A 25,344-nucleotide genomic window follows, 5' to 3' on the forward strand; every position below is an offset into this window, starting at 1 on the left:
CGCGTGCACATCCGCGCACCATCACCATGTCCGGATGCGTGCTGTGTGGGAAAGAACAGTGGCATCCCACCGTTCCACGACAACGACTGGACCTTCAATCTCGGTGGTCCGAGCCTGACGTTGCTCGCACCGACGATCGGTTGACTCGACGTCCAGGAGATCCGCACCCGGGACGCACTGGGCGGTGGACCTGCCGAGACCACCGTGGACTCGGACACCGGCCAGCCCAACCCGCACCGCGAAATCGGATCGCGGATCGCGCGATTACTCGGCTGTGCGCAGCGCCGTCCTGGCCACCTTCGGCATCGGTGCAGCGCTCTGTCTGCTGATTGTGGCCGTCGCGATCCTGCTCGTTGCCGCAGGTGGTGGTGGCCGGAACCGCGATCGGCGGTGTCATCGGTGCGATCGTCGATGCCGTGTCGGCCTTCGACGAGCGGGGCCAGGCCATCTCAAAAGGCTGTGTCATGAGCCTCACCGGACGCTGGGTTACCGATTCGAGCCACCAGCACAACGATATTATCGAGATTCCCTTGTCCGCCTCGATCGCGCGCAGTGCGGCCCCGGGAACCTGGAACGCGAGGGTGACGACATCCGTGAGATGTCGATATTCACGATATCGAGAGCGCCCAGCTGATCGAATGCAACGACTGCCACAACACCGGCAGTGGCAGCACGGCGACCGGTCTGATCGCCGCGGTCGGCATCGGTCGCCATCCGACCGGGCGCGATCCGGAGGGACGCGACTCGGCCAGGCCGTACTCGCGGTGCACGATGCGGGTCGACCGATGTCGGCGTTGTGACCTTGTCGAGCTCGCCCACACCGTATGCTGTCGGGCACAGCAGGTCGGGGGTGAGTGGTGGATAGCGCACGGTTGCAATCGAGTTGGCGCGATGTGGAGAAGGTCGGCGACGACGCCGTCCAGTACTTCTACTCGCATCTGTTCCTGACCCACCCCGAGGTGCGGGAGATGTTCCCGATCTCGATGACCGCTCAACGTGACCGGTTCTTCACCGCGTTGGGCGCGATCGTCGCCGACGTCGACCGGATCGGGACCGACACCGCGTTCCTGCGCCAACTCGGCCATGATCATCGCCGCTTCGACGTGATCGCCGCCCACTACCCGGCGGCCGGGGCGTCGCTGTTGGCGACGCTGCAGTACTTTCTCGGCGCCGCCTGGACCGACGATCTGGCCGAGGACTGGGCTGACGCTTACGGCGTCATCGCGAAGATCATGGTCGTCGCCGCCGAAGACGCCGACGAGTGCACGCCACCGTGGTGGGAGGCGCAGGTGCTGTTCACCGAGCGTCGCACCCTCGATGTCGGCGTTCTCGAAATACGACCGGGCGAGCCCTATCCGTTTCGTGCCCGGGCAATCGATGGCGCTCCAGATACCGCAGCGGTCGCGGCTGTGGCGCTCCTACTCGCCGGCCAACGCGCCCCGCCCCGACGGGTCGATGCAGCTGAACGTGCGGATCCTAGCCGGTGGGCAGGTCAGCCCCGCGCTGGCGCGCACCGTCGCCGTCGGAGACACCGTCCGCATCGGGGCCCCCATCGGTGACAGCCTCACCCTGCACGACCAAGGCCTCGACCAGGACGGTGAGCTGCTGCTGGTGGCCGGCGGCACCGGGTACGCGCCGCTGCGCGCGGTCCTCGACCACCTCGACCAGCGGTGGGCCACCCGCTCTGTCGGCCCGCGGGTGCATCTCTTCCACGGGGTGCGGATGCCGTTCAACCGCTACGACCACCCGTATCTATGCTCGTCGTCGACATCCGGAAGGCCGAACGTGCCGTCAAGCGGTTCCCCATGCTCAACAATGGCGTCGTCGAACGCCTCCCGCATCACGTTCAGCAGTCGTGCAGCGTCGATCGCTGCCTGCTCGGGATCTGCGCCGCGATCGACAAGCTTGCTCGCCTCGTGGTATTCCAGCTCGTCGAGAATGGCGTCCGACCAGAGCGGCCGGTACAGATTCTCGACCGCCAGCGACAAAAGGAAATCGCGTTGGAGACTGGGCCAAAGCACAAATGTTCTGTTTCGGGACATCGCTGACAGGTGATGTCTCACGTCATGGCTGACACCTGAGTCGTTGCTGTGGATCGTTGATCCATGGTGCAGAAGGTGACAGCGATGGATCTTCGGGCAGCGACCGCGATGGCCGGTCAGATTCCGAACGTGGCAGCGTTTTGTCGCGAGCAGGGAATCAGCCGGGAAACGTTCAACAAATGGCGGCGACGATTCAAGGCCGACGGAATCGAGGGGTTGGCCGATAGATCGCGGCGCCCACGCTCGGCACCCGGGCAGACCCCGGCAGCGGTCGAGGAGGTAGTGCTGCGGCGACGCAAAGAGCTCGCCGACGGCGGCGCGGATTGCGGACCACAGTCGATCCAGTGGTCGCTGCAGCGCGGTACCGAGCTGTCGACCGATCAGATTCCGTCTCGCACGACGATCTGGCGGATCCTCAAACGCCACGGGATGATCGTCGACCAACCACGCAAACGACCGAAAAGCTCACTGCGCCGCTTCGTCTACGCCCGACCCAACGAGTGCTGGCAATCGGACTGGACATCGTGGCATCTACGCGACGGGACGAAGGTCGCGATCGCCGGCACGCTCGACGATCATTCCCGGTATGTGCCGGGCCTACTCGCCGACGCCGGTGATGGCACCGCCGAACTGACCTGGGCGACAATGACTTCCGCTATCGGGGAGTGTGGCATTCCGGCGATGTCGTTGACCGACAACGGCTACGTCTACACCGGTCGGCGGCACCGTTTCGTGGCCGCGTTCGAAGCGAACCTGCGCGCTCTCGGTGTGCGGACGATCAATTCGAGCCCGTATCACCCGCAGACCTGCGGCAAGATCGAACGATTCTGGCAAACCCTCAAACGCTGGCTCGATGCCCGCGAGGACCCGCCGCAGACGGTGCAGGAACTCAATGAGCTTCTCGACGAGTTTCGCCACTACTACAACCATCAACGGCCGCACCGCAGCCTCGGTGGTCACACCCCCGCCGAAGCATTCGCCGCGACCCCGAAAGCCCGCCCCGCAGCGCGGCCGATACCCGCACCCGTCGAACACCTCCGTAAGAGCGTCGACACGACCGGCAGAGTCTTGGTGTCGCCGTTCAACGTCCACGTCGGGCGGCAATGGTGCGGGCACGTCGTCGACATCATCAAGGACGGCAACCACATCGCGATCTTCAGTGGAAACCGCCTCGTCCGCGAACTCACCGCCGACCCAAGCCGGATCGACCAACCCGCCGCCCACCCGTACGGGCCCCGAAAACCTGCCGAACCCAACCCGGGCAGACACACTAGAAGTGTCAGCGATGACACCAGCTAAATGTGTCAGCCATGACGTGGGACATCACATTCTCGTCGAGGAGGTCGATCGATGTTTCAGCCAGTGCCTCGTACTGCCGGGTGCGTCGCTTCTTGCGGTAATCGAGGACATCGGTCAGCAGCAGTTTGTGCCGAGTGCCGACCCGCTCCGCGGGTAGATCACCGATGTCGATAAGCCGCTTCACAGTCGGCCGGCTCACACCCAGCAGATCGGCCGCTTGCTGAGTCGTCAGCGTTGTGCTCTGCGGCGCGACAGTGACAGCACGCCCCGCCTCCATCGCATCCACGACTTGCTTGAGTATCCGGTGCACGGATGCTGGGACAACGACCTGATCATGCTCGTCGGCACCAACCAGCACGTATCGAGGCTCAATCGTGTTGCCGTGCTTTGCTTCATGAATCGCGAGGAAGCTGACGACCTGTGCCAATTCGTCGGACTTTTCTGGCAAGAATGTCTGCTGTTCCAGTGCCTGGGCAGTCATGGCAACCTCCTTATTCGAACGAATAGTAACACGCTTTCGAAACTTTCGAACCAAGGTTTAGTTGTCGGAGGCGGGCTCGATCAGCTCGTCACTGTTGTTGCGCACGTTTTTCACCAGCGTCGCGACGACGGACCAGCCGACCGACGTCATACCCGGTCACGGACCATCGAAACACTCGAAATGCACCGAGGTTTCACCGTTGAGGGAACAGCCAGTACGACTGGCCGTAGTCGGCGACAGACACCGTGGGAACGGCGGGCGCGGCTGGCGTTGCGTGCGCCATGGCAAGTCCGAAATTGTTGCACCGGGTGATGATTCCGGCAATCGCATGCGTAATTCTGTTGTGAACCTGACACTGTGCTTGATAGTGAGCAGAAGCGGTCCGAACGCGACAGACCGGTTTCGAAGACCCGCTACCGGAGCCCGCAACGGTCGAGCGGGTCGAGCGGACAACAATGATCTGTCGTCGAGGACGGCGGAGCCGGGATTCACGGTGCACCTGGTAAAAACGCGCTCCTGTCGGGGCGGCAGACATTCGTATCGGGTTATTACGGGCCGCGAAACTCGATACGTCGTAGTGTCGTAAGTGCACGCGGAGAGCAAGGAGAACGCAATGGGTTTGACTGAGTTCGGCGGCCTCTTGGTCGTCATCGGTGCCCTGTTCGGTAATTTCGGTGGGCTGTCGATTACGGGCGTACCTGCTATCTGACTCATCTGTGAGTCCTGTACTGCGCCGCCGGTGAACGGGTTCCCCATCGCTGCCGTTCGAGCGATCATGGGTAGCGCGTCTTGGGGTTTGCCGCGCATTCAGTGGTGGGTGTGGACGTGATGCTCAGGGTCGCCGGTATGTGCACGTTCGGCTACCACGTGTGAGAGGTCGAGCTGGGTGACGTGATCGCCGACGACGTGCGCGGTGGCGAGGAGAGTGTCATCGTGGGGGTGCCAGAGTTGGTAGTCCCCGCAGTGCAGAGCTGGGAACAGGGCCACCAGTCGGGATCCGGTCCGGAACTCGCGCGGATGCACCCCGGTATGGGTGCGTGACTGGGCGGCGTCGATCGGGCTGATCTCGATCTCGGTACCGGCCAGCTCGTCGGGCACGATCACGACCAATGCACCGATATCGCCGCCGATGTCGAGGACGGCCGGCCCTCCTCGCGGGGTGGTGTTTTCCGAGAGTGGCGTGGCGACGCCGCGACTGGTGGTGTCTGTGGTGTTCATCTCGCGAACCTCGTTTCGGGGCGGTCGGATGACCGGGCTACGGCCGTCGGGGTGGACTTGATCTCTCGGCTAGCCGGTCAGTGTTGGGCTCGGGATCGAGCCGAAACCACTGTTCGGGAGTCCGAGGTAAGGGAAGGTGCCCAGCAGCGGCGAGTTCGACATCGGTGCGAAGTCCTGCAGTACCGGCACGGCCAGGTCGGGGATGAAGCTCTTGTCGACAAGCGGGATCGTCAGTCCGGCGACGGCACGCAAGATGACGGTGGTGACGTTGTCGAGTGGTCGGCGCCCGTTCGGATAGCCCTGCAGATCGGGGGGTCCGAGCAGTCCGGCCGAATTCGGCTTCGGATTGACCGGGATCGCCATGTTCAACCGCACCAGATCGGCCTGGACCGGGCCGGTGAAGTTCTGGAAACCGGGGATCACCCCCTCCGGGAGCCCGGTCAGCAAGATCGCAACCAGGTCGGCGCGGGCCTTGCCGTACCCGGCGAGGCTGTTGAAAACATTCGGGTACAACCCGGGCAGCAGCTTCGCGACCTCCGGGTGTTCGACCCGGTCGAGGAACTGGTGATCATCCTTGGGCTTCTTCGCGTTCCAGTAGTCCTTGCGGGTGATCGGGATCAACAACTCGTTGAACAACGGGTTCGCCAGCCGCGAGACCTGCACCCACGGACCCGAGTTGATCACCCCACCGTTCTTGCTGTCGTAGACGCGTGAGGCTTGCCGACTCGCCGAGGAATACACCCCGATCACCGAGCTCGGGGAGCGCCAGTCCACCGGATCCGATCCGTCCGCGGTGAGCATGGTCTTCGGGACCTGGATGGCGATGGAATGAACATTGACACCCTGCAACGTGTTGTAGGCCAGTCCGGGTCCGAGCGGGCCGGTATGCAACAGCTGGAGCGGGCGGATATCGAGCAGGTCGAAGATCGCACCGAGATCGATATAGAAGGCGTCCGCCCGCTGACCGGCGAAAACCGTCTCCCCCGAGGGGAAGTGATAGACCGCCTGCCCGGCGAGTCCGGCGTAGTCCGGGGTCGAGTGCGGGCCGATGTTGTTCGGTGGGCAGATCCCGGAGCCCAGCACCGTGGCCTGCCCGTCCTTGACCCTGGTCACGGTGTATACCTGGCGCCGGTTGTAGGTCGCATCGGTCAGCGAGGTGATGGCACCGGTGTTGTAGAGGAACGTTGCGTCGTTCTGGAATTCGGTGGAAAACCGAAACTGGTAAGTAATGTCGGAGTCCGCGGTGCCCTTGTTGGCGATGTGGATCTCGTAGAGCACATCATCGCCGAACGCGAAGAAATTGGGTCCACCATCTGGATCCTGCAACGGCACATAATTCGCGATCAGCGTCACCGTGTCCGGTCGATCCGGGCTGACGAACGCGTAGACGTCGGTGCTGTCGGCGACAGGATCCATCGAAATTTCGGGGGCCTCGCGGTGTGACGACATCGAATTTCCTCGTATTCTTTCGTGGGTTCTATTGAGTGGCGGGTCGACCGGGGAGATGGCCGCGCCACGCGCACCCAGGTACGCGAGTGCGCAGGCAACAGGGGTGCAGGTGCGGGTCAGGACGCTTGTGAGCCGGCCACAGCGTGGGTCAACGCCGCAGCGAGACGCTTGTTGGTGAAGACGACTTCACGGTCGGCGACCATGACGGTGAATTCGCCTGTCTTTGCGTCGCGGAGCAGCGCGACCAGCGGGGCACCCAGCTCGACCGGATGCGCGGGCTGGGTCGCAGGATCGGCCGGGTCGGCCTCCGCGATTGTGGATCCCCATAGTTGACTGCTCGTTGCTGCGACGGTGGCGGCCGAGGCCGCGAGTGTTGCGCGGCGCAGAAACAGGCGGCGACTGGTTTTCGACATGTCTTCCCTCTCAGTGGACTACACGCCGGGGTCTGGGGCGCATCACGCGGCCGACCAACCGCACCCCACGAAGTGGTCGGCGACGCCCTGCGAACAACCGTGACAATGATTCGTGTCAAGAATCACACAACGACGCCGTTCCCGGCAATCGATCGGGAAAAGTCGATGCCATACCTCCCCCGACTACGCGCAGGATCGACGAGCCGATCCGGAAGAGCCGAGCCCGCGCACGTACGTCTGGTCCAGCGACATCCGTGCGGCGGCGGTTACGGTGCCCGGGCGGTGGCGTCGTCGAAGAGTTCGCGGCTTCCGATACAAGAGCGAGAGCATCTGACCGGGTTCCTTCGTCGTCTGTTCCCGCCCGCACAAAGGGTGTGCCCGGCTACCGAGCGTCGAGAAGTGTCACCAACTCCGCCGGCTCGGCCACCGTCATCGTGAGATTCGGATGCCGCACAAGACCGAACGGGTCGATTCCACGGATCGGGTCGACGAACTCGACGAAAACGCCTCGGGTGTTGTTGCTGGCGAACGTCAACCCGCGATCGCCGAAAGACAGGTGCGCAGGACCCACCGTCTTGACGAACGCATACGGCCCGGTCAGTGATACCGCTGCGATATTGCGCAATGGGGTCCGCACGGTCCACGGACCGAAACGGGCGCACAGTTCGCCCGCACCGACGCGGACCACCGCCGAATCGTCGCGGATCCCGAACAGCCGCGCGGCCAAACGGTACGAAGGATCGAAACGAAACCGGAACTCACGACCGCAAGCATCAACGATCACCGAGCCCTCCGATACCGATCACCGCACAACTGTGGATGCCAGCGAGTTACCCGACCTGTCTCTGCCCCACACACAAACTCGAAGAATGCATTTCGTGTGGGCCAGAGATAGCGACACGCGATCACCTGACGCTCCGGTCGCGCATCGTTGACTCCTTCTCGGCTCGCAATGATTACCGAATACCCCGACAGGTCCCACCGAACCTCGTCCCAGGCAAAGGATGGGTGCACCGACAGGCGCTGCCGCACTCGCCCGGCGCTGCACCGCTGCTGCATCGATTCGCCCGAGACTGTGGCTGAGTCGGAGCGGCGTGGTGACGTTCTGGCTCGACGAGAAACTCCAAGTCCACACGCGGCGGCACGACCTGCGCACGATTCCCCGTTTTCTCCCACTGGGTATGCGCGCTGCCGGCGCGAGTAATCGACCCTCAACCACGGAGTTCAGGGGTTGAGGGATCGGCAGCGGATGGCGGGCGAGCCGACGTGGCGGGGGGTGGGATCGGTGTCGACCTGCGCATCGACGTCGGCTTGGAGCAGCATGATGATGTCGGACCCGCCGAACTGGAAGTAGCCGAACTCGTCCCCCTTGCTCATCGGAGTGCCCTCTTCTGCGGTGAGTACCACCGAGCCGACATGCGCCATTCCCACCGGGACGACGGCGACGATTCCGATGTCGCCAGCGGGTGAGTCTGTGGTGTCGACGATGACGATGCCGCGGGTCTGGGAAAACTCGAAGCCTGTCGTCGTGGCGTCACTGGAGACCAGCTCGTGCTCGATGAGGTCGACTTCCATGACAACTGTTCCCTGAACGACGAAGGACTCCTCGACGCGACCCGAGACCGGGATGTGGAAACGGTGATATGCCCACGGCGGAAGCATGTAATGCGCGAAGGTCCCTCCGGCGAACGAGTCCGCGTACCGGCTGCCGCGGAGTAGCTGATCGATCGTGCCGTAGGTGTGTGTGCCCTTGATAGTGGTTGCAGGAATCTCCGATCGGTCGCCGATACCGTAGCTGTGTTGAAATGTGCAGTCCGCTGGCGACGTGACGACGAGGTTGCTGGCCGGGGCGGAGATCGGCCGCAGGCCCGGATTGAGCTCACGGGCGAAGAACTGGTTGAAGCTCAACCAGCCGCTGGGAGCGTTGGGCCGACCGCCCACGAGCGACTCGCCGACGGTGAATTCGGGCGAGTTCGTGATGAAGGAGTCGAGGATGTCCTGGCTGAAGGATTCGGGGCTGTCCAGGAAATGGCCCCACTCCCGCGCATAGGTGGTACACCACTCACGGAAAGCGATTGCGCTCTCGCCGATGGCCTCTCCGCCGTCGTCGTTCTGGTCGATGAGCCAGAAGAAGTGAGCGAGTCGGTCGCTGATCTCTCGCGAGGACGACGTTCCACCCGCCTGCTTCTTCCATGCCCGGGCACCGGACTCCTGCGGGATCCACGCTAGGAACCTGCGCAGGTACTGCTCGTATTCACCGAGATCAGCGGGCCAGTCCAAGGCTTCGAAGAGGTCGGGGTCGAGGTCGGCTACTGCGCGCTCCCGCGCCCGCCGCAACGACTTCTCGAGCATCATCGACAGCCCGGCGTCCGCAGCCAGAATCATCCTGAGCTGCTCGATACTGTCTACGGACGCAACCACGATTGCCCCCTTCCCTGGGTCGGATGGGAGCGCGATGTGGCCACGCGGGGCCAGGTGAGGATCTGCACGCTCGATCCAGGATGAGATACCCATTCCTATCTCCCGGAAACGTCTGGCGGCGGCCCTCTCCCCGTCGACCCGGACGGGAAAGGGATCGGTCGGTCGATCGGTGCGGTAACGACACTGGTTCGGCCTCCTCGGCAACTCCGATGGTCGAAGCTCCGAAAGGGCGAATTCCAATCTGAACCATCATCGGCGCTTTCTCGTGTTCGATGTAGGGGGTGCAGTCAAGAAGCGGCGCACCAAGGTTTCTGTGCCGAATCCAAGGGGAGTCACCTATGGCGAAATTGCAGCCCTTCTTTCACGATGTCCAAGCCCACTACGACCTGTCCGACGATTTCTTCGCACTGTTTCTCGACCCCACCCGCACCTATAGCTGTGCGTATTTCGAGCGCGACGACATGAGTTTGGAGCAGGCACAACGTGCCAAGGTCGACTTGGCGTTGGGCAAATGCGATCTCCAACCCGGCATGACGTTGCTGGACGTCGGGTGTGGATGGGGTTCGACCTTGCTGCGCGCCGCGGACGCGTACGACGTCAACGTCATCGGATTGACGTTGAGCCGCAACCAGTTCGACCATGTGACGGATCTGATCGCGGCACGGCCCGACAACGGCCGCACCGCGCGGGTGCTCCTGCACGGGTGGGAGGAGTTCGACGAACCGGTCGATCGGATCGTCAGTATCGGCGCGTTCGAGCACTTCCGGCGCGAACGCTACGACGCGTTCTTCGACAAATGCCGCGCGGTGCTGCCCGGTGACGGGAAGATGCTGCTGCACACCATCGTGCAGTACAATCGGCACGATATCCGGGCCAGAGGTCTCCCGATCGATCGGAAGATTCTGGAATTCGGACGGTTCATGCAACACGAAATCTTTCCCGGCGGACAGCTTCCCGAGCCGGAATGGGTATTCGCCGGTGCGGAGGCGGCGGGCTTTCGTGTGGATCGGGTGCACCCGTTGCAGCAACACTATGCGCGCACACTCGACTGTTGGGCTGTGGCGTTGGAAAGTCGACGAGCCGAAGCGGTTCGGCTGACATCAGTCGAGGTGTACAACACTTACATCAAGTACCTCACCGGGTGTGCAGAACTCTTCCGTAACGGATATATCGACATCATGCAGTTCACGCTCGCGCTGGAGTCCACCCGATGACCGTTGCCGCAGTCGACGTCGCGAGTCTGCTCGGTCGTGTGTACCGAATTTCTGACCACTACGAGGTGGGGCGGGAGAAGATTCGCGAGTTCTCTCGCGCGGTGCAGGCTACTCTTCCGGCGCATTACGACGAGGGTGCCGCGAATGCGTTGGGGCACAGCGGGCTGATCGCTCCGACGACGTTCACCGCCATCCTCGGTGGCGTCGCGCAGCGGTGCGTGTTCGCCGAGTTTCTTCCCGACTACGACCTGAGCCAGGTCCTGCATACCGAACAACACATCACCGCCTACCGGCCGATCATGACAGGCGATCGATTGAGCAGCCGAATCACTTTGGAGTCGTACCGGGCCGTGCACGGCCAGGACTCGTTCGTTTTCACGACCTACATCACCGATTCATCGGATGTCGTCGTCCAGGGGAGTAAGACCACCGTGATCGCACGCGCGGGTGGTGTGATCGACGCGCACATCGCCGACGCTGCCGAGCACGTGTTGATGGCTGAATTGGAGGGCCGCCCGTCGGCGGTGCGGCTGATCGACGACGCCGACTTCACCGCGACCGAGCCGCAGCGGAGAACGTCGTATCCGCGAATCGATTTCTCCGACATTGCCGTCGGCGACGAGCTGCCTACCCATACCGCCTATCTCCGACGCGGCGATTTGGTGAACTACGCCGGTGTCGCCGGGGATCCGAACCCCATTCATTGGAACGAGAACATCGTGGACCTGGTGGGCCTGGACAACGTGGTGGCCCATGGAATGCTCACGATGGGGTTGGGCGCCGAATACGTCACCACCTGGCTCGGCGACCCGGGTGCGCTGATCGACTACGGTGTGCGATTCACCCGCCCGGTCTACGTCGGCGTCGAGGCGCCCGCGTCTGTGCAGTTCACCGGCAAGGTGCGCACACTCGACCCGGCAACTCGAACCGCGACGATCGCCCTCACCGCCACCGCCGGTGGCAGCAAAATCTTCGGACGATCGACAGCGACCGTGCAACTGGGTTAGCTGCCCGCAGCAGGTCATTGCTGCACGTCGTTACCGGTTCAGTTACGTCCGGTGTGCGATCGATGCCCGTGAACGCCGCCGGCACCATCGGGGCTGACGAACTCGACGCCAGGCCCTGAGTTGGTTCGGCACCGTGCGAAGTTCACCTGAATGAGTGGCGACCGTTGATGGCAATGCTTGCCCTCGCCGCAGCATCCGCGTAGCGCAGGTTTCGGGCGGAATCGAACGGGGATACCAGATGCATGGAACGGGATGGTATTCCGCCGCACGAGCGGGAAGTCATGTTGGTATTCGCGCTGCGGTGGGCACCATTCGGCCGTGGCCGCGTCGAGGACATCTGGCTGCAATTCGGCATGAGCGAGCGCGACTTCTTCCTCCGGCTGCACGATCTCGTCCACCACGGCCTGCGGGCGTCTCGATGTGTGACCACTCGCCAAGATATGCGACGAACGTCTCGCGCTCTGCCGCAGGTCTGCGATATGCCGCCCGTCGCTACCTCACTCCGGAATGTAAATAGCCAGTTAGCGACGCACTCACCCGCGCAGCGCCGTAGATTCATCCGGATCGCCTTCACAGGCACCCCCTTACTCGAACGAGCCCCAAAAGGGACGCAAGGGTGCGCCGGCAACGACTCTGCCGGTTTCGGTCGGAAAGAGTTTTACAACGCTGGCGTGGGGGCACTCACTGCTCCACAGCTGTCGAGTGGATGCTGCGCATGGCGGTCACCGAAGACACCGCGGTGCGTGCATTCCTGCTCGCGCACGAGGTTACTGCTGGGCTTTCTCCTCGACTACACCAACGACGGCTCAGACCCCGATCGGTGGCTAATCCGGCTCAACGCTCTCGGTGAGAACTACCGCACCATATTGGACGAGGTCCGTCGCACCGGGTACGATATCCGGCTCGCCCAAGACGCGGACGGCGTGCAAGTCCAGATCAGTGTCAAAGAGACCTGAACGAACACCGAGTCCGACCGGGCACCTCACGACGGACGAAATCACCGGCGGCGGGCCCCAACCGTGTTATCGCTCGATCTCAGCCCGTCACCGGCCTGCCGCGCAGGCAGAGTCGAACTCGCTCCGACTACGACCGACGTTCCTTGTCATCTGCTACCGCCGCACGAGGGGCACGTACTAGCAGTGGTAGACCCGCACCAACTTATCGGGTGCCGAAGAAGCGTTAATGCGAGGACCTTGACTAGGACCGATGTAGGCCGGAACGTCGACTCTGCACGGTGGATCGAAATTGATCGGCCTGTGCTCGAACATGACGGCCCTAGCAGCCCCGCGCGCGTCTGTGAATTTGCGTGCGGGGCATGCGATCCGATGAGGTGAGGTGAGCACGGCCCCGGCATTGCGGACGCGCCGAACAATGGCACCCCGGATCACCGACGGGACGGATCGTTGCGGTAGGCGGGTGAGAGCGATAGGCACCGGCCCCGGATGTGCCCGGGCCTGTTGCCGCACGTTCGTCAGTTCTGGTTGAGGATGGTGTGCAACTCATCCTCGCGGCGGTGCTGTAGAACGGCAGCATCAGCTTCGGCGGCGCGGTCGCGTTCATCTTCGCCGACCTGCTGATCCTCAACATCTACCGGCGCTACTACGGCACTAAGATGATGCTCGCCCTGCTGTGGACGTTCTACCTGCCCAGTGCAGCAGCCGAATGAACCACGAATGTCGGGGCACGCAGGTCGGCGAGGCTGGAGCCGGGCCGGCGGAAATGTCGGCGACCGCGCCGAAGGTTTGCGTGTGGAGCAGCAGGACGATCGTCGCGACCACGTTCAGCACGAGTTTGAACAGCACCCGATGTAGTGGCGGATCAAACCCCATGATGTGCCCAACGATTGGACTATCCCGGTGACCAGCGACGCGACTGCGAACGGCAGCACCGCGAAACCAGGCCGCGGCTCCGCGTCCAGTCCACCGCCCGCACCGCCGTCACGTCACAACTGCTCACATGATCATGGCGAGCACCGATCGATGTCGGGTACGTCGTCGTTGTCGTTATCCCGCGTCTTGAGTTCGTGGATGAGGGGTACGCGCGATACGCAGGCGCAGCACCACCGATGCGAGCACTGCGCCCCATCAAGTGCAAATATCGAACTCGCGTTCTAATCTTTGCGGTTGACCCCTGGGGTGGCGCGGTCCAGTTCGGCGAGGTGACAGAGTTTCGATACGGCGTTCTTGTGTTCGGCGGAACTACCGGCGGCGACGTCAGGGGTTGGGTCGGTCCACATCTCCGCGCCATTCGCCGGTTTCGCTGCTGCGACTTTCGATGTACTCGCGAAAACGCTTCATATCGCCCTTGACGCTCCGATCGACCAGGCCCAGCTTGTCGGCGACGTTCTCGACGAAACCTGTTGGGTCGATGTCGATCTGCGCGGTCACCCGCGTGGTCGCGTCGTCGAGCCGGTGGAACGTGATCACGCCGGCATGCTCCGGGCCGTCGTCGGATTTCCAGGCAACGCGTTCCTCGGGGTGTTGCTCGGTGATCGTTGCGTCGAACTCGCGAGTGATCCCTCCGATACTGATCGTCCACCGGGTATGGGTGTCGTCGAGTTGCTCGATCTTGTCGACCCCCTCCATGAACTCGGGAAACGATTCGAACTGGGTCCACTGGTTGTAGGCGACAGATATCGGTACCGCCACGTCGACGGCTTCGGTCACGGTCATCGTTTCTTCCCCTTCGATCGGAATGTGTATCTACCCACCAGGGATACCCAGACACTGGTCGGCAACACCTGAATCGATGCATCAACGATGCGCGTTGGGAACGCCAGGTGGGATCTCTATCGGGATGGCTAATGGATTGACGCCCGCACGGACGGGGTATCGCCCCAGGGTGAATCCCCACACCTACGGCAAGTACGTTTTTGTCGACGTCTTGATCATCGGCGGCGGTAACGCAGGCCTCAGTGCGGCAGGGCGACTGCTCCGTCGCGGCGTCACCGGTGTCGCTGTCATAGAACCCCACCGTGTGCATACCTACCGCCCGCAACTCTCGTATGTGGGTGCAGGCCAGTCGTCGATGAACAGCGCCGAACGCACCCAGCGGTCGGTGACCCCACGCGGGTGCACCTGGATCGCAGACTCCGCGGTGTCTGTCGATACTGCGACGCGCACGGTGCGCTGCGCCTCGGGTGTGAGTTTCCGCTACCGGGACCTGGTGTTGGGGCCTGGTCTGGTGCCGGACACCAAGGCGCTGCCCGGCATCTTCGAGGCCCTCGAATCACCCACGGTAGCGAGCAATTACCTCGACAGGGCCGAACAGACATGGAAACTGGTGCAGTCCATGCCGATCCGAGGACGTGCAGTGTTCACGGTGCCCAGAGCACCAGTCAGCTGCACCGGAACCACCATCAAACCGCTCTTTCTCGCTGCCGACCACTGGCGGCGAACCAGACGTCTGCCGGGTGTGGACATCACCCTCGTCATCGACCGCGCAGCATTGTTGCCCTCGGCGGATCTGACCACCGAACTCCTGCGCCACCTCGATGATCTCGGTGTTCAAGTCTTGCACCGAACCAGGGTGAGCAAACTGAACCCGGACGAATCCACGATCACCGTCACCGGCGACGAGGGGTGCACGACTTTGCCCTACGACATGCTCCATCTCGTCCCACGATTTCGGGGCCCACGCTGGGTGCACGACTCGGGTCTGACCGGAGACGATCCGCACGGCCTCGTCGACATCGACCCACACACGTTCCGACACCGCACCCACCCGAACGTCTGGGCGGCCGGAGACGGAGCCACCGTCGACACCGACCCCTCCGGTGGTGCGTTGCGCAAACAGATCTCGATCCTGGTGGACAACCTGCTAGCAGCCAGACGCAACGAAGCCGTCAGCCGCTACGACGGTTACACCGTCGCCCCGATCGCCACCGATGCTCGACGCCTCATCGTAGGCGAATTCGACCGCTCGGGATCGCTCGCATCGTCGCTACCCTCTTTAATCGACCCGCTCAAGCCACGTCGCACGGCGTGGGCGTTCGACCGCTACGTGCTGCCGCGGATCTACTGGAACCTGCTCCTCAACGGGCACCTCTGATCAGCCCGGTCCGCCCGTTGTGTTCTTCTCGAGTCGGACACGGTTTCACCGCGCGAGGATGGGTACACCAGCAGAGTCGAGAAAGGAACATCGGGTACCAACCACATGCTCGTAGGTAGACGTCGGTTCGATACCGACACCAGGGCGCGGCCGCCCAGGCGGAAACCCCAACCATGTCGCGTAACTGCGCCGCTCAAACGAAACGAGGTCGAACATATTGAGTCGGAAAACGTCGAGATTCCTCAAACTCTTCGACGAAGCCACAGCCCAGGACCGGATCCGGCCGCAGTCCGTCCCGTCGCCGACAACTCGGTCCAAGCATCCATCCGGCGCCGATCTGTCCAGGCCTGCGTCCGATACCGCGAGTCAGCGCTGGGACCTGCACCATCGCGCATCGTCGCGGCCCCAATCCACCGGCAGCCCGTGAACAGCTCCGGCACCGAGTTCGACTGCACCGCAATCCTCGCCGAATTTCTGGCATCGATCTACAACACCGACTCGACCCACTGGACACTGCATCGCCAGCTCGGTGCGTTCCTACACGCATCCCCGGGCCGGGTCGACGTCTTCGACGACGACTCCGCCTACAACACCATTCACCTCGCGATCCTCAATGCACACCGACGAGCGGTCCATGCGGTCGCGCACCCAGGCAGGACCTGAAACGCCCTAAAAGGTGTCAGGCACCAACCTTGATCAGCTCGGCGCACCGAACCTGGACGACCCCTCGCATCCATTCGACACCGACTCCTGCGGCGGCTTTCGAATCTGTCCTGCCCTGCTCGGCGCCGTCGCCCAATCATCTGATGTGCAGATCCGGATTAAGGCTCTCCCCGGTCGCCACGATTGACCGAGGCCGCACTCGATTCGCAGCGCATTGTGCCGGATCGAGTTGTTCGGTGCGGCCGGTGACCGAGAAGAACACACGGTTCAGCGAGCCGCGGCAGCCGTGATATACGTGAGCCGGAACTTTCCGATACGAATCTCGTCGCCGTCGCTGAGTGAGGCGGTATCGACGGATTCCCCGTTGCGGTAGGTGCCGTTGAGGCTCCCGACATCAGCGACCTGCAAACCGTCCTCGTCGCGCCGGAACTCGGCATGACGGCGGCTGACGGTGACGTCATCGAGAAAGATGTCGCTGTCTATATGCCTACCGACTGTGATGATCGCAGCGTCGAGCAAGAACTGCGCGCCGCGATTGGGCCCCCGGGTCACGACGAGCAGCCCGGCACCGCGCGGGGGTGGACCAACCGCGACCGGCCGTGCGGGGTCGGGAGTCGGATCGTTGTGCTCATCAGCGAGTTCTGCGCGGAAATGCTCCGTGTGCTGCGCCGGTCGCCCATGCTCGTCCGGCCGCTCGTTCTTGTCGATCACAGCCATCTCCTCCCGGCGCTGCGGGTCCAGCTCAGCGTACGCCACTGGATGTTGGTGGCCTGCGGCGTCGATGAGCTCCTCGAACGCCAGCCCTTGGCGACACCGTCGTGCGGCGATGAGAATGCCTTCCGCCTGATCGAGTGCGACTCGCACGGTGCCGCAATGCAACGCGATCGATTTCCGATTCTGTCGATGACGACCTCACCGAGCGAACTGCGAGCCGGCGGCCTCCACCTTCCCGCGCCTCGTGACCAACTCGACCGTAAACACTACGCAATCATTGCGTACACGCAATCGATGGCGGAAGATGAGGGGAGAACGTGTGAATCGAATGCTAAGTGAAGACGGAAGGGACGAGTCGATGCGAAACGACGTTGTCGGATACATCGGATACGTTTTGGTCTTGATCGGCGCCGCGGCGGGCGGTCTCTGGCTTATTGCGTTGGGTTATGGCTCGACAACCCGCGCAACCATTGCCGGGGTGGTGGCTGTCGTGCTGCTGGTCGCTGGGATCGGCACCTTGACGCTGATTCACCTGCGCCGACAGGTCATCGATCCGGTGGAACCGGAGCCCACCGCCAACGAAGTGTCAAAGTATCGAAACCAGCATCCGCGCTGACATTCTCGCCGCTGGGTGCGAATTCAATTGGGCCAGCCGAGCTTCCACGCGTTGTCGGTGAACGACTCGCCGGCACCGTTGGCGAACGCTGTCATCGCCGTTTCCAGTCCGCGCCTGCGACGCTCGGGTACGCGTGTGAGCACGTCTGCGACTGCCGCGCGGCGATGCGAGATAACCGAGTCCACCAAATCGCGACCGCGATCGGTGAGCTCGAGCACCAAGTTGCGCCGGTCGGTCGTCGACTCGCGGCGCAGCAGCAACCCAGTGGCGACCAGGCGGTCACAGGCCCGGGTGGCGTTGGAGGGATGAATTCCCATGGCTTCGGCCAGCCTGTTGAGGTTGAGGGTTCCGCGGCTCTCGATGAGCACCAACACCCGTAGCTGGGGCAGCGTGACCTGATCCTCTACCTCTGCGACCGACTGTGCGGCGATACCGATCAGGGCTCGTGCGGCCCGCATCATCGCATCGATCTGCGCTTCGGTGGCGAGAGCAGTTGCGGTGCCGGGTTCCTGAGAAATCATTGTGTGATTATCGCCGAGCCCTTGCTGTATCGCAATAGTTGCGCATACGGTTGCGGTAGCGCAATTATTGCGAAGGCGCTCAGCGGATGCGACCACTCACTCTCGAGGATGGGATCGACAATCACATGACAATCGGACAAGCGGCCGCCGCAGCCTCGCGGGTCGATGCCGCCACCCAATACCTCTCGGCAGCAACACAGTTCGCGCCACATGCACTTCGGGAGTACGCGCTGCTCGCGGACGGCGAGCGCGGCATTCTTGTCGGTCCGCGCGGCGATTTCGTGTGGATGTGCGCGCCGCGGTGGGATTCCGAGGCGGTGTTCTCCGCCCTGATCGGTGGGAGCGGGGGATATGCCGTTACCCCGACACATACCCGCTTCGTCTGGGGCGGCTACTACGAGGATCGGTCACTGATCTGGCGTTCGCGGTGGGTGAGGGACACCGGAATCATCGAATGCCGGGAAGCACTCGCCTTCCCGGGGGATCCGAATAGAGCCGTTGTTCTGCGCCGCATCGTTGCGGTCGACGGTGACGTTCAGGTTCGGGTCGCCCTCGATGCCCGCGCCGGGTTCGGTGACCTCCCGATGCATGAATTATCCAGCCGGGACGGAGTTTTCACCGCGAGGACAGGGCCACTGCGGTTGCGGTGGTCCGGCGCCGCAACTGCGCATACCTTGGCGGACGGCACACTCGAGACACTGATCGAGGTCCGCGAGGGCGCCCACCACGACTTGGTGCTGGAGCTGTCGGACCGGCCACTGTCCCACGACGGCGTCGACCCACAGATCGCGTGGCGAGCAACCGAACGGGCGTGGGCCGACGCAGTCCCCGCATTCGCCGATACCTTGGCCGACCGCGATGCCCAGCACTCGTACGCCGTACTGCGCGGCATGACAAGCGCGGGCGGCGGCATGGTTGCCGCAGCGACCATGTCGCTGCCCGAACGCGCTGAACAGGGCCGCAACTACGACTATCGGTACTCGTGGATTCGTGACCAGTGTTATGCCGGGCAAGCGATCGCGGCGGCTGGAGCGCTTCCGCTGCTCGACGACGCTGTCGGTTTCGTCGCCGCACGCATCCTCGACGACGGCCCGGACCTGAAGCCCGCGTACACCATCACCGGTAGCGCGGTCCCTGACGAACGCACCCTCGATCTACCCGGATATCCCGGCGGCAGTGCCAAGACTGGGAACTGGGTCAACAACCAGTTCCAACTCGACGCGTTCGGTGAGGCGCTGTTGCTGTTCGGTGCGGCCGGGCGACTGGACTGCCTCGACTCGGTCCACTGGCGAGCCGTCGTAGCCGCGGTCAGCGCGATCGAAAAACGGTGGGGCGAGCCGGATGCCGGCATCTGGGAGCTCGACAACAGCCGCTGGGCGCATTCCCGACTCGCCTGTGCTGCCGGACTTCGCGCGATCGCGCCGCTTTCCCCGGCGTCGCAGAGCGCGAAATGGAGTCAGTTGGCCGACATGCTCGTCGCGGACACCACGCGGGACTGCCGACACCCCTCGGGGCGGTGGCAACGAAGTCCCGAGGACGCCCGTATCGACGTGGCCTTGTTGATGCCTGCGATCCGGGGCGCAGTTCCGGCAGAGGATCCGCGGAGCCGAGCAACGCTCGAGGCGGTTCGCGTCGAGCTCGCCGATCAGGGCTACGTGTACCGGTTCCGGCAAGACGATCGGCCGCTGGCCGAATCCGAGGGTGCATTTTCGTTGTGCGGCTTCTTGATTGCACTCGCCGACCACCAGCAAGGCAACGAGCTCGCAGCTGTTCGCTGGTTCGAACGCAACCGCGCGGCGTGCGGGCCTCCGGGGTTGTTCACCGAGGAATACGACATCGGCCAGCGCCAGCTACGCGGCAACCTCCCACAGGCTTTCGTCCACGCAGTCTTCTTCGAGACCGCACACCGACTCACCCAACCCTGGTCGTAGCCATGAGCTTTCGACCAGCACACCGCCACACCGAGGAGTACAGCATGCCGCACAAACCAGGCCAGGTCGTCGTCGTCACCGGCGCGAGCGGGGGCATCGGCCGTGCCACCGCGAAGGCGTTCGGTGCCCGCGGAGCACGCGTTGCGCTGCTCGCCCGAGGCGAATCAGGTCTGGCAGGCGCTGCAGCCGATGTACGTGCGGGCGGGGGTGTCGCACTCGAGATACCGACCGATGTCGCCGACCCCGATCAGGTGGAGGCGGCTGCCGCCCTGACGGAGGAGACCTTCGGACCGATCGACGTGTGGGTGAACGTCGCATTCACCTCCGTGTTCTCGCCGTTTGCCGAGATCACCGCGGCGGAATACAAACGGGTCACCGAGGTCAGCTACCTGGGTTACGTGTACGCCACCATGACGGCACTGCGCAGGATGCGCCCGCGCGACACCGGAACCATCGTGCAGGTCGGCTCCGCACTCGCCTACCGCGGCATCCCCTTGCAGAGCGCGTACTGCGGGGCCAAGCACGCCATCCAGGGCTTCCATGAGTCGCTGCGCTGCGAACTGCTGCACGACAACAGCAATGTGCACGTGACGATGGTGCAGATGCCGGCCGTCAACACCCCGCAGTTCTCCTGGGTGTTGTCCCGGCTGCCCAACCAAGCGCAGCCCGTTCCGCCGATCTATCAGCCCGAGGTGGCCGCCCGCGGGGTGCTCTACGCGGCGGATCATCCTGCGCGACGCGAGTATTGGGTGGGTGCGAGCACTGCGGGAACGCTGATCGCCAATGCGATTGCACCGGGCCTGCTCGATCGTTACCTGGCTCGGACCGGGTTTGCGTCGCAGCAGACGAACCGACCGCGACCGCCGGACGCACCGGTCAACCTGTGGGAACCGGCCGACGGCACCGGCGGCCGCGACTTCGGATCTCATGGCATCTTCGACAAGAAGTCGCTCCGTGTCAGCCCACAATTGTGGGCCTCGCAACACCACGGATTGCTCGGCGCAACCACAGGCGTTCTCGCCGGCGCAACTGCCATGGCCGTCGCACGGGTCCGTCGATGACTACGTTGACATTGCTCCGAACTGGTTGGGGTGCAGTCCTTCTCGTCGCACCGCGCAGCGTGGCGCGAGGGCCTGTCGGGTCGCTCGACGCTCGCGACATCCTGGTCGCGCGCATCCTCGGCGCACGCCAGCTTGTGCAAGCTGCGGCGACGGGATCCGGCTCGTCGCACCGTCTTCGGGTTGCGAGCACGGGGGTCGACATCGTGCATGCGGCCAGCATGGCAGGCCTGGCCTTGATCGACGAACCGCACCGCAGGCCCGCCATCGTCGACGCCGTCGTTGCCTCCGGCTTTGCTGCAGCTGGTTGGGTCGCAGCGACTCGATCCCAGCGCGGTCACGCCGAAACCAGAACTGAATCAACATGTTTGGAGGACGTCCGATGATCTCACGATGGAGCGCTACGCTCAGGACGTGGGTCACGATCGCTCCAGTCGTAGCGGTTGCCACGATTGCGCTGTCCGGTTGTTCGGCCGGGCAGATCAGTCAGACAGCGAATCACGTTGCCGCGATCAACGGAAGTTCCGTTGACGTCGGTGACATTTCACTCCGCAACGTCTACCTGATCCCGGCCACTGCCGCAGGTACCTGTATCGAGCAACAGAACGGGTCGGCGCGACTCTCGTTCACTGCCGTCAACAACAGTTCATTCAGGCCGGACCGATTGATCGGGATCGAGAGCGACGCCGCCACCTCCGTAGACATCAACGCACCGGCGGCGGCCTTGACGCTGCAACCGAAAACCGCACTCGCTGCAGGCCAGCCGATCGAACAGGTGAAGGGCGCGACGGCGCCGGACGCGCCGATCGAGGTCGTCGTGAACAACCCGAACGAATTCACACGGCCCGGACTGACTGTTCCACTGACCTTTCGTTTCGAAAAGGCCGGCGCGGCAACCGTCGAGGTCCCGCTCGACGCATGCCCGACACCGCCACCATTGCCGTCGGCCGGCGCCTGAGCACACCGCTGCGAAGTCCGGCGCTGACGTGCGGACTTCCGAGGAAGGAATTGTGATGAACTTATTTACACGCTCCCGACACACATCGACGGTGATCGATCACCGAGTACACGGCATCGACCGGATGATCCGCAACGTCGAAACCGGACGTTTCGAGCGAAGCCTGGCCGGGCTCACCGCAGTGGGGTCGGTGGTGACGGCGGTCGAGATCTACTTCGAACACGACAGCGCAAGCTTCGGCAACAAGATGATGTGGTGGCCGGTGGTCCTCGGTCCTGTAGGCGCCGTCGCCGGAATCGCCGGATTCTTCGACAGGCGGATGGCGAAAACAGCGTTGCCACTTGCGTCGGCGGTGATTGTCGCGAACGGCCTGCAGGGCACCTACCTGCACGGCCGCGGCATCGCTCAGAAACCGGGCGGCTGGTCGAACTTCCGCTACAACATGGAGATGGGGCCACCGTTGATGGCGCCACTGTTGGTGACGATGGTCGGCGGAATGGGTCTACTCGCAGCACTACTCCGGCGCGAACAGTGACGGATCGGTTTCCCGGCTTCGACGTCCTTGCACAGTCCGGCCGGTGGGATCCGGTCACGGCAGGCGTGGTGCTCGCCCGAACCGCGAAAGCGCCCGACATCCGCTTCTTCACCCCGTCAGAGGAGGCCATCGCCACCGCTCTGGTAGACCAGCTCCTCGGTCAGCAGGACAGGCCGCTGGTTCCGGTCGCGCCACAGATCGATGCCCGGCTGGCCGAGACACAAACCGACGGTTGGCATTACGACGACATGCCGGCCGACGCGCAGGCCTGGCGCGACACCCTCGCCGACCTCGACGCAGACACCACTGCCCGCTTCGGTACGGGCTTCGCCACCTGCTCCCCCGCCCTGCAGGCCGAGATCCTCCAAGCCGTCCAAGACCTCGGCAGTAACGACTGGCGCGGGCGATCGGCGGCCCACGCATGGAGCCTGTGGACGCGCTACGCGTGCACAGCGTTCTACTCGCATCCGTTGGCGTGGAACGAGATCGGATTCGCAGGTCCGGCCTACCCACGCGGCTACAAAAATCTCGGAGTCGACAGCCTCGAACGCCACGAAGTCCGCGACCGACTCCCCACCGCCGACCCGATTCGACGGAGCCAGCGATGACCGACGTCCGCAGGCGCAACGAATCTGCCTGGCTGCTACCCAACGACGGCACCCGCACCAATCACCAGCTGCGCCAAGACATGCGGCGATTCTGCGACGACGACGAAGTCGACATGGTGATCGTCGGTTGCGGGGCGGGCGGTTCCACCATGCTGCAGCGCCTGGCCCGCGCCGGATGGAACGTGGTGGCGCTCGATGCTGGTCCGTTTTGGGATCCGGATGCGGACTGGGTCAGTGACGAGGCCGGCTCGCATCAGCTGTACTGGACCGATCCTCGTGTGATCGGCGGTGAGAATCCGGTTCCGTTGGGATCCAACAACTCCGGTCGGGGTGTCGGTGGGTCGATGGTGCACTACGCGGGTTACACGCCGCGGTTTCATCCGAGCGACTTCGAGACGTACAGCCGTGACGGTGTCGGTGCGGACTGGCCGATCGGTTACGACGACCTGCGTCCGTACTACGCCGACATGGAGGGCGAACTGCCGGTTGCCGGCGAGAAGTGGCCTTGGGGTGATCCGCACAGCTATCCGCACCGCCCACACCCGGTGGGAGGAAACGGAGAGATATTTCTTCGTGGCGCGCAGCGAATGGGCATCACCGCGAAGGTCGGACCGGTAGCAATTGTGAACGGGCGCTTCGGGAATCGTCCGCACTGCATCTATCGCGGATTCTGTCTGCAGGGATGCAAGGTCAACGCCAAGGCGTCCCCGCTGATCACCCACATCCCCGACGCACTCGCTCACGGTGCCGAAGTCCGCGCGAACGCGATGGTCACCCGCATCGCCATCGATCTGCGAACCGGTGCGGCCACGGGCGTGCATTACGTTGTCGGTGGGGTCGAGCATTTCCAGCGAGCCCGCGCGGTGGCGATCGCGGGGTATTCGATCGAAACCCCTCGGCTGCTGCTCAATTCGGCGTCCGCGCGTTTCCCCGACGGCCTGTGCAACGATTTCGACCAGGTCGGCCGGTACCTGATGGTGCAGGGCGCACCCCAGACGGCGGGCCGCTTCGACGCCGAGGTGCGCATGTACAAGGCGCCGCCGCCGGAGGTCAGTTCCGAGGAGTTCTACGAAACCGATCCGACAAAACCCTACAAACGTGGGTTCTCCATCCAGACTGTGTCGCCCCTCCCGATCACCTGGGCAGAACATGTTGCTGCGCAGGGGTACTGGGGTGCGAGGCTGCGGGAGTACATGAGCGACTACGTGCACTGGTCCTGCCTGGGCGCACTGTGCGAATTCTTGCCGCAGCCAGAGAATCGGGTCACTCTCGCCGAGGAGACCGACCGTCACGGTCTTCCCATCGCACGGTTTTCGTACAGCCAATGCGACAACGACAAAGCGCTGATGGCGGCCGCGCAAACGGTGATGGAAGATCTCCTACGCGCAGCAGGCGCGGACGAGGTCATCACCATCGACCGCGCGGCCCATCTGGTCGGTGGCGCGCGCATGGCAGCAGACGAACAGCACGGCGTCGTCGACGCATTTTGTCGTAGCTTCGCCGTCCCCAACCTCTACATCACCGACGGCAGCGTCTTGCCCACTCAAGGCAGCGCCAACCCGGCCCTGACCATCATGGCCGTCGCCGCCCGCGCCGCCGATCGACTCGTCAACCGAAGGAGCACACCCTGATGACCAGCACAAAAGTATCCGACTACCTGCTGGAGCGATTGCGGGAGTGGGGCGTCGACAACGTGTTCGCCTTTCCCGGCGACGGCATCAACGGCATCCTCGCCGCCTGGGGCCGTGCCGACAACGAACCCAAGTTCATCCAGTCGCGGCACGAGGAGATGAGCGCGTTCGAGGCAGTCGGGTACGCCAAGTTCACCGGCCGTCTCGGCGTCTGCATGGCCACCTCCGGGCCAGGAGCGATCCATCTGCTCAACGGCCTCTACGACGCGAAACTCGATCACGTACCGGTCGTCGCCATCGTCGGACAAACCAACCGCAGCGCCATGGGCGGCTCCTATCAACAAGAAGTCGACCTGATGAGCCTCTACAAGGACGTCGCCAGCAACTACCTACAGATGGTGACCGTGCCCGAGCAGCTGCCGAACGTGCTCGACCGCGCCATCCGCACCGCACTCGGTCGTCGCGCGCCAACGGCGATCATCATCCCCTCCGATGTACAGGAGCTCGACTACTCC

Annotated in this window: 25 protein-coding genes and 3 pseudogenes; 17 read left to right on the forward strand and 11 right to left on the reverse strand. The window is 63.7% G+C overall.

Annotated features, from left to right (window positions below; genetic code table 11):
* Positions 1-893: 893 nt before the first annotated feature.
* A pseudogene (locus tag FOY51_RS28070) lies at positions 894-1,220 on the forward strand (globin domain-containing protein); the annotation flags it as partial.
* 157 nt (positions 1,221-1,377) lie between these two features.
* Positions 1,378-1,500: pseudogene (locus tag FOY51_RS28075) on the forward strand (FAD-binding oxidoreductase); the annotation flags it as partial.
* On the opposite strand, the gene FOY51_RS26045 reads toward FOY51_RS28075, so the two are convergent.
* Both FOY51_RS26045 and FOY51_RS26050 read right to left on the reverse strand, forming a co-directional pair.
* Positions 1,477-1,746, reverse strand: a complete 270-nt coding sequence (locus tag FOY51_RS26045) for a hypothetical protein (RefSeq protein ID WP_149433180.1) — start codon at positions 1,744-1,746, stop codon at positions 1,477-1,479. The pseudogene FOY51_RS28075 and the gene FOY51_RS26045 sit on opposite strands and share 24 nt — an antisense overlap.
* A complete protein-coding gene (locus tag FOY51_RS26050) occupies positions 1,737-1,988 on the reverse strand; it encodes a hypothetical protein (RefSeq protein WP_353961392.1) in 252 nt (83 codons plus the stop codon). The genes FOY51_RS26045 and FOY51_RS26050 overlap by 10 nt, the downstream gene beginning before the upstream one ends.
* Before the next feature lie 138 nt (positions 1,989-2,126).
* On the opposite strand from FOY51_RS26050, the gene FOY51_RS26055 reads away from it, so the two are divergent.
* Positions 2,127-3,341, forward strand: coding sequence for an IS481 family transposase (locus FOY51_RS26055; protein ID WP_353961391.1), 1,215 nt, complete (start codon positions 2,127-2,129; stop codon positions 3,339-3,341).
* On the opposite strand, the gene FOY51_RS26060 is transcribed toward FOY51_RS26055, so the two are convergent.
* From FOY51_RS26060 to FOY51_RS26085, 6 genes are all read right to left on the reverse strand, one after another.
* Positions 3,322-3,822: a helix-turn-helix domain-containing protein gene (locus FOY51_RS26060; protein ID WP_149433181.1), complete on the reverse strand. Its 501-nt coding sequence runs from the start codon at positions 3,820-3,822 to the stop codon at positions 3,322-3,324. The two genes, FOY51_RS26055 and FOY51_RS26060, sit on opposite strands and share 20 nt — an antisense overlap.
* Positions 3,823-4,629: 807 nt before the next feature.
* A complete protein-coding gene (locus FOY51_RS26065; RefSeq protein WP_149433182.1) occupies positions 4,630-5,040 on the reverse strand; it encodes a hypothetical protein in 411 nt (136 codons plus the stop codon).
* A gap of 69 nt (positions 5,041-5,109) precedes the next feature.
* Positions 5,110-6,489 carry a DUF4331 domain-containing protein gene (locus FOY51_RS26070; protein ID WP_149433183.1) on the reverse strand — a complete coding sequence of 460 codons (1,380 nt, stop codon included), beginning with the start codon at positions 6,487-6,489 and terminating at the stop codon, positions 5,110-5,112.
* Positions 6,490-6,605: 116 nt separating this feature from the next.
* Positions 6,606-6,902: a hypothetical protein gene (locus FOY51_RS26075; RefSeq protein ID WP_149433184.1), complete on the reverse strand. Its 297-nt coding sequence runs from the start codon at positions 6,900-6,902 to the stop codon at positions 6,606-6,608.
* A 382-nt stretch (positions 6,903-7,284) separates the two neighbouring features.
* Complete coding sequence (locus FOY51_RS26080; RefSeq protein WP_149433185.1) at positions 7,285-7,686, reverse strand: hypothetical protein; 402 nt, start codon at positions 7,684-7,686, stop codon at positions 7,285-7,287.
* A gap of 440 nt (positions 7,687-8,126) precedes the next feature.
* Positions 8,127-9,323 (reverse strand): phosphatidylserine decarboxylase, encoded by a 1,197-nt coding sequence (locus tag FOY51_RS26085; RefSeq protein WP_235916780.1) that lies wholly within the window; start codon positions 9,321-9,323, stop codon positions 8,127-8,129.
* Positions 9,324-9,661: 338 nt separating this feature from the next.
* Here FOY51_RS26085 and FOY51_RS26090 point away from each other — a divergent pair, with 338 nt between their 5' ends.
* From FOY51_RS26090 to FOY51_RS26100, 3 genes and pseudogenes are all read left to right on the forward strand, one after another.
* On the forward strand, positions 9,662-10,537 hold the full coding sequence (locus FOY51_RS26090; protein ID WP_149433186.1) for a cyclopropane mycolic acid synthase family methyltransferase: 876 nt from the start codon (positions 9,662-9,664) through the stop codon (positions 10,535-10,537).
* Positions 10,534-11,544: a fused (3R)-hydroxyacyl-ACP dehydratase subunits HadA/HadB gene (locus tag FOY51_RS26095; protein WP_149433187.1), complete on the forward strand. Its 1,011-nt coding sequence runs from the start codon at positions 10,534-10,536 to the stop codon at positions 11,542-11,544. Before FOY51_RS26090 ends, FOY51_RS26095 begins: the two co-directional genes overlap by 4 nt.
* A gap of 1,450 nt (positions 11,545-12,994) precedes the next feature.
* Positions 12,995-13,204, forward strand: a pseudogene (locus FOY51_RS26100) (permease); the annotation flags it as partial.
* A gap of 553 nt (positions 13,205-13,757) precedes the next feature.
* Here the strand turns inward: FOY51_RS26100 and FOY51_RS26105 are convergent.
* Entirely contained in the window at positions 13,758-14,216 is a 459-nt protein-coding gene (locus FOY51_RS26105) for an SRPBCC family protein (protein ID WP_149433188.1), read from the reverse strand.
* Between the two features lie 169 nt (positions 14,217-14,385).
* Between FOY51_RS26105 and FOY51_RS26110 the strand changes: the two genes are divergently transcribed.
* Both FOY51_RS26110 and FOY51_RS26115 read left to right on the forward strand, forming a co-directional pair.
* Complete coding sequence (locus FOY51_RS26110; RefSeq protein ID WP_235916782.1) at positions 14,386-15,594, forward strand: NAD(P)/FAD-dependent oxidoreductase; 1,209 nt, start codon at positions 14,386-14,388, stop codon at positions 15,592-15,594.
* Positions 15,595-16,017: 423 nt separating this feature from the next.
* Entirely contained in the window at positions 16,018-16,257 is a 240-nt protein-coding gene (locus FOY51_RS26115) for a hypothetical protein (RefSeq protein ID WP_149433190.1), read from the forward strand.
* Between the two features lie 267 nt (positions 16,258-16,524).
* On the opposite strand, the gene FOY51_RS26120 is transcribed toward FOY51_RS26115, so the two are convergent.
* The gene (locus FOY51_RS26120) at positions 16,525-16,965 is read right to left on the reverse strand and encodes an FHA domain-containing protein (protein ID WP_371830493.1); all 441 of its coding nucleotides are present in this window, start codon (positions 16,963-16,965) and stop codon (positions 16,525-16,527) included.
* Between the two features lie 364 nt (positions 16,966-17,329).
* On the opposite strand from FOY51_RS26120, the gene FOY51_RS26125 reads away from it, so the two are divergent.
* Positions 17,330-17,587 carry a hypothetical protein gene (locus tag FOY51_RS26125; protein ID WP_149433191.1) on the forward strand — a complete coding sequence of 86 codons (258 nt, stop codon included), beginning with the start codon at positions 17,330-17,332 and terminating at the stop codon, positions 17,585-17,587.
* A gap of 23 nt (positions 17,588-17,610) precedes the next feature.
* Here the strand turns inward: FOY51_RS26125 and FOY51_RS26130 are convergent, their stop codons facing one another.
* A complete protein-coding gene (locus FOY51_RS26130) occupies positions 17,611-18,108 on the reverse strand; it encodes a MarR family winged helix-turn-helix transcriptional regulator (RefSeq protein ID WP_149433192.1) in 498 nt (165 codons plus the stop codon).
* A 125-nt stretch (positions 18,109-18,233) separates the two neighbouring features.
* Between FOY51_RS26130 and FOY51_RS26135 the strand changes: the two genes are divergently transcribed.
* From FOY51_RS26135 to FOY51_RS26170, 8 genes are all read left to right on the forward strand, one after another.
* Positions 18,234-20,039 (forward strand): glycoside hydrolase family 15 protein, encoded by a 1,806-nt coding sequence (locus FOY51_RS26135; RefSeq protein WP_149433193.1) that lies wholly within the window; start codon positions 18,234-18,236, stop codon positions 20,037-20,039.
* A gap of 44 nt (positions 20,040-20,083) precedes the next feature.
* Positions 20,084-21,100 (forward strand): SDR family oxidoreductase, encoded by a 1,017-nt coding sequence (locus FOY51_RS26140; RefSeq protein WP_187776482.1) that lies wholly within the window; start codon positions 20,084-20,086, stop codon positions 21,098-21,100.
* Positions 21,097-21,483, forward strand: coding sequence for a hypothetical protein (locus tag FOY51_RS26145; RefSeq protein ID WP_149433195.1), 387 nt, complete (start codon positions 21,097-21,099; stop codon positions 21,481-21,483). Before FOY51_RS26140 ends, FOY51_RS26145 begins: the two co-directional genes overlap by 4 nt.
* The gene (locus FOY51_RS26150) at positions 21,480-22,055 is read left to right on the forward strand and encodes a copper chaperone PCu(A)C domain-containing protein (protein ID WP_149433196.1); all 576 of its coding nucleotides are present in this window, start codon (positions 21,480-21,482) and stop codon (positions 22,053-22,055) included. Before FOY51_RS26145 ends, FOY51_RS26150 begins: the two co-directional genes overlap by 4 nt.
* A gap of 124 nt (positions 22,056-22,179) precedes the next feature.
* Positions 22,180-22,590, forward strand: a complete 411-nt coding sequence (locus tag FOY51_RS26155) for a hypothetical protein (protein ID WP_149433205.1) — start codon at positions 22,180-22,182, stop codon at positions 22,588-22,590.
* Positions 22,587-23,198 (forward strand): gluconate 2-dehydrogenase subunit 3 family protein, encoded by a 612-nt coding sequence (locus tag FOY51_RS26160; RefSeq protein ID WP_149433197.1) that lies wholly within the window; start codon positions 22,587-22,589, stop codon positions 23,196-23,198. Before FOY51_RS26155 ends, FOY51_RS26160 begins: the two co-directional genes overlap by 4 nt.
* Positions 23,195-24,829, forward strand: coding sequence for a GMC family oxidoreductase (locus FOY51_RS26165; RefSeq protein WP_149433198.1), 1,635 nt, complete (start codon positions 23,195-23,197; stop codon positions 24,827-24,829). The genes FOY51_RS26160 and FOY51_RS26165 overlap by 4 nt, the downstream gene beginning before the upstream one ends.
* On the forward strand, positions 24,829-25,344 hold a 516-nt coding region (locus FOY51_RS26170), incomplete at its 3' end, for a thiamine pyrophosphate-binding protein (protein ID WP_253072998.1). The genes FOY51_RS26165 and FOY51_RS26170, both read left to right, overlap by 1 nt.

It is taken from the genome of Antrihabitans cavernicola (assembly GCF_008297975.1).
Taxonomy (GTDB): Bacteria; Actinomycetota; Actinomycetes; order Mycobacteriales; family Mycobacteriaceae; genus Antrihabitans; species Antrihabitans cavernicola.

Coding starts and splice junctions, on each gene's coding strand:
- FOY51_RS26155 (WP_149433205.1), top strand. CDS start 22,180: ATGATCCGCAACGTCGAAACCGGACGTTTCGAGCGAAGCCTGGCCGGG.
- FOY51_RS26055 (WP_353961391.1), top strand. CDS start 2,127: ATGGATCTTCGGGCAGCGACCGCGATGGCCGGTCAGATTCCGAACGTG.
- FOY51_RS26125 (WP_149433191.1), top strand. CDS start 17,330: ATGCGAAACGACGTTGTCGGATACATCGGATACGTTTTGGTCTTGATC.
- FOY51_RS26070 (WP_149433183.1), bottom strand. CDS start 6,489: ATGTCGTCACACCGCGAGGCCCCCGAAATTTCGATGGATCCTGTCGCC.
- FOY51_RS26150 (WP_149433196.1), top strand. CDS start 21,480: ATGATCTCACGATGGAGCGCTACGCTCAGGACGTGGGTCACGATCGCT.
- FOY51_RS26145 (WP_149433195.1), top strand. CDS start 21,097: ATGACTACGTTGACATTGCTCCGAACTGGTTGGGGTGCAGTCCTTCTC.
- FOY51_RS26095 (WP_149433187.1), top strand. CDS start 10,534: ATGACCGTTGCCGCAGTCGACGTCGCGAGTCTGCTCGGTCGTGTGTAC.
- FOY51_RS26135 (WP_149433193.1), top strand. CDS start 18,234: ATGACAATCGGACAAGCGGCCGCCGCAGCCTCGCGGGTCGATGCCGCC.
- FOY51_RS26065 (WP_149433182.1), bottom strand. CDS start 5,040: ATGAACACCACAGACACCACCAGTCGCGGCGTCGCCACGCCACTCTCG.
- FOY51_RS26105 (WP_149433188.1), bottom strand. CDS start 14,216: ATGACCGTGACCGAAGCCGTCGACGTGGCGGTACCGATATCTGTCGCC.
- FOY51_RS26090 (WP_149433186.1), top strand. CDS start 9,662: ATGGCGAAATTGCAGCCCTTCTTTCACGATGTCCAAGCCCACTACGAC.
- FOY51_RS26140 (WP_187776482.1), top strand. CDS start 20,084: ATGCCGCACAAACCAGGCCAGGTCGTCGTCGTCACCGGCGCGAGCGGG.
- FOY51_RS26165 (WP_149433198.1), top strand. CDS start 23,195: ATGACCGACGTCCGCAGGCGCAACGAATCTGCCTGGCTGCTACCCAAC.
- FOY51_RS26130 (WP_149433192.1), bottom strand. CDS start 18,108: ATGATTTCTCAGGAACCCGGCACCGCAACTGCTCTCGCCACCGAAGCG.
- FOY51_RS26060 (WP_149433181.1), bottom strand. CDS start 3,822: ATGACTGCCCAGGCACTGGAACAGCAGACATTCTTGCCAGAAAAGTCC.
- FOY51_RS26075 (WP_149433184.1), bottom strand. CDS start 6,902: ATGTCGAAAACCAGTCGCCGCCTGTTTCTGCGCCGCGCAACACTCGCG.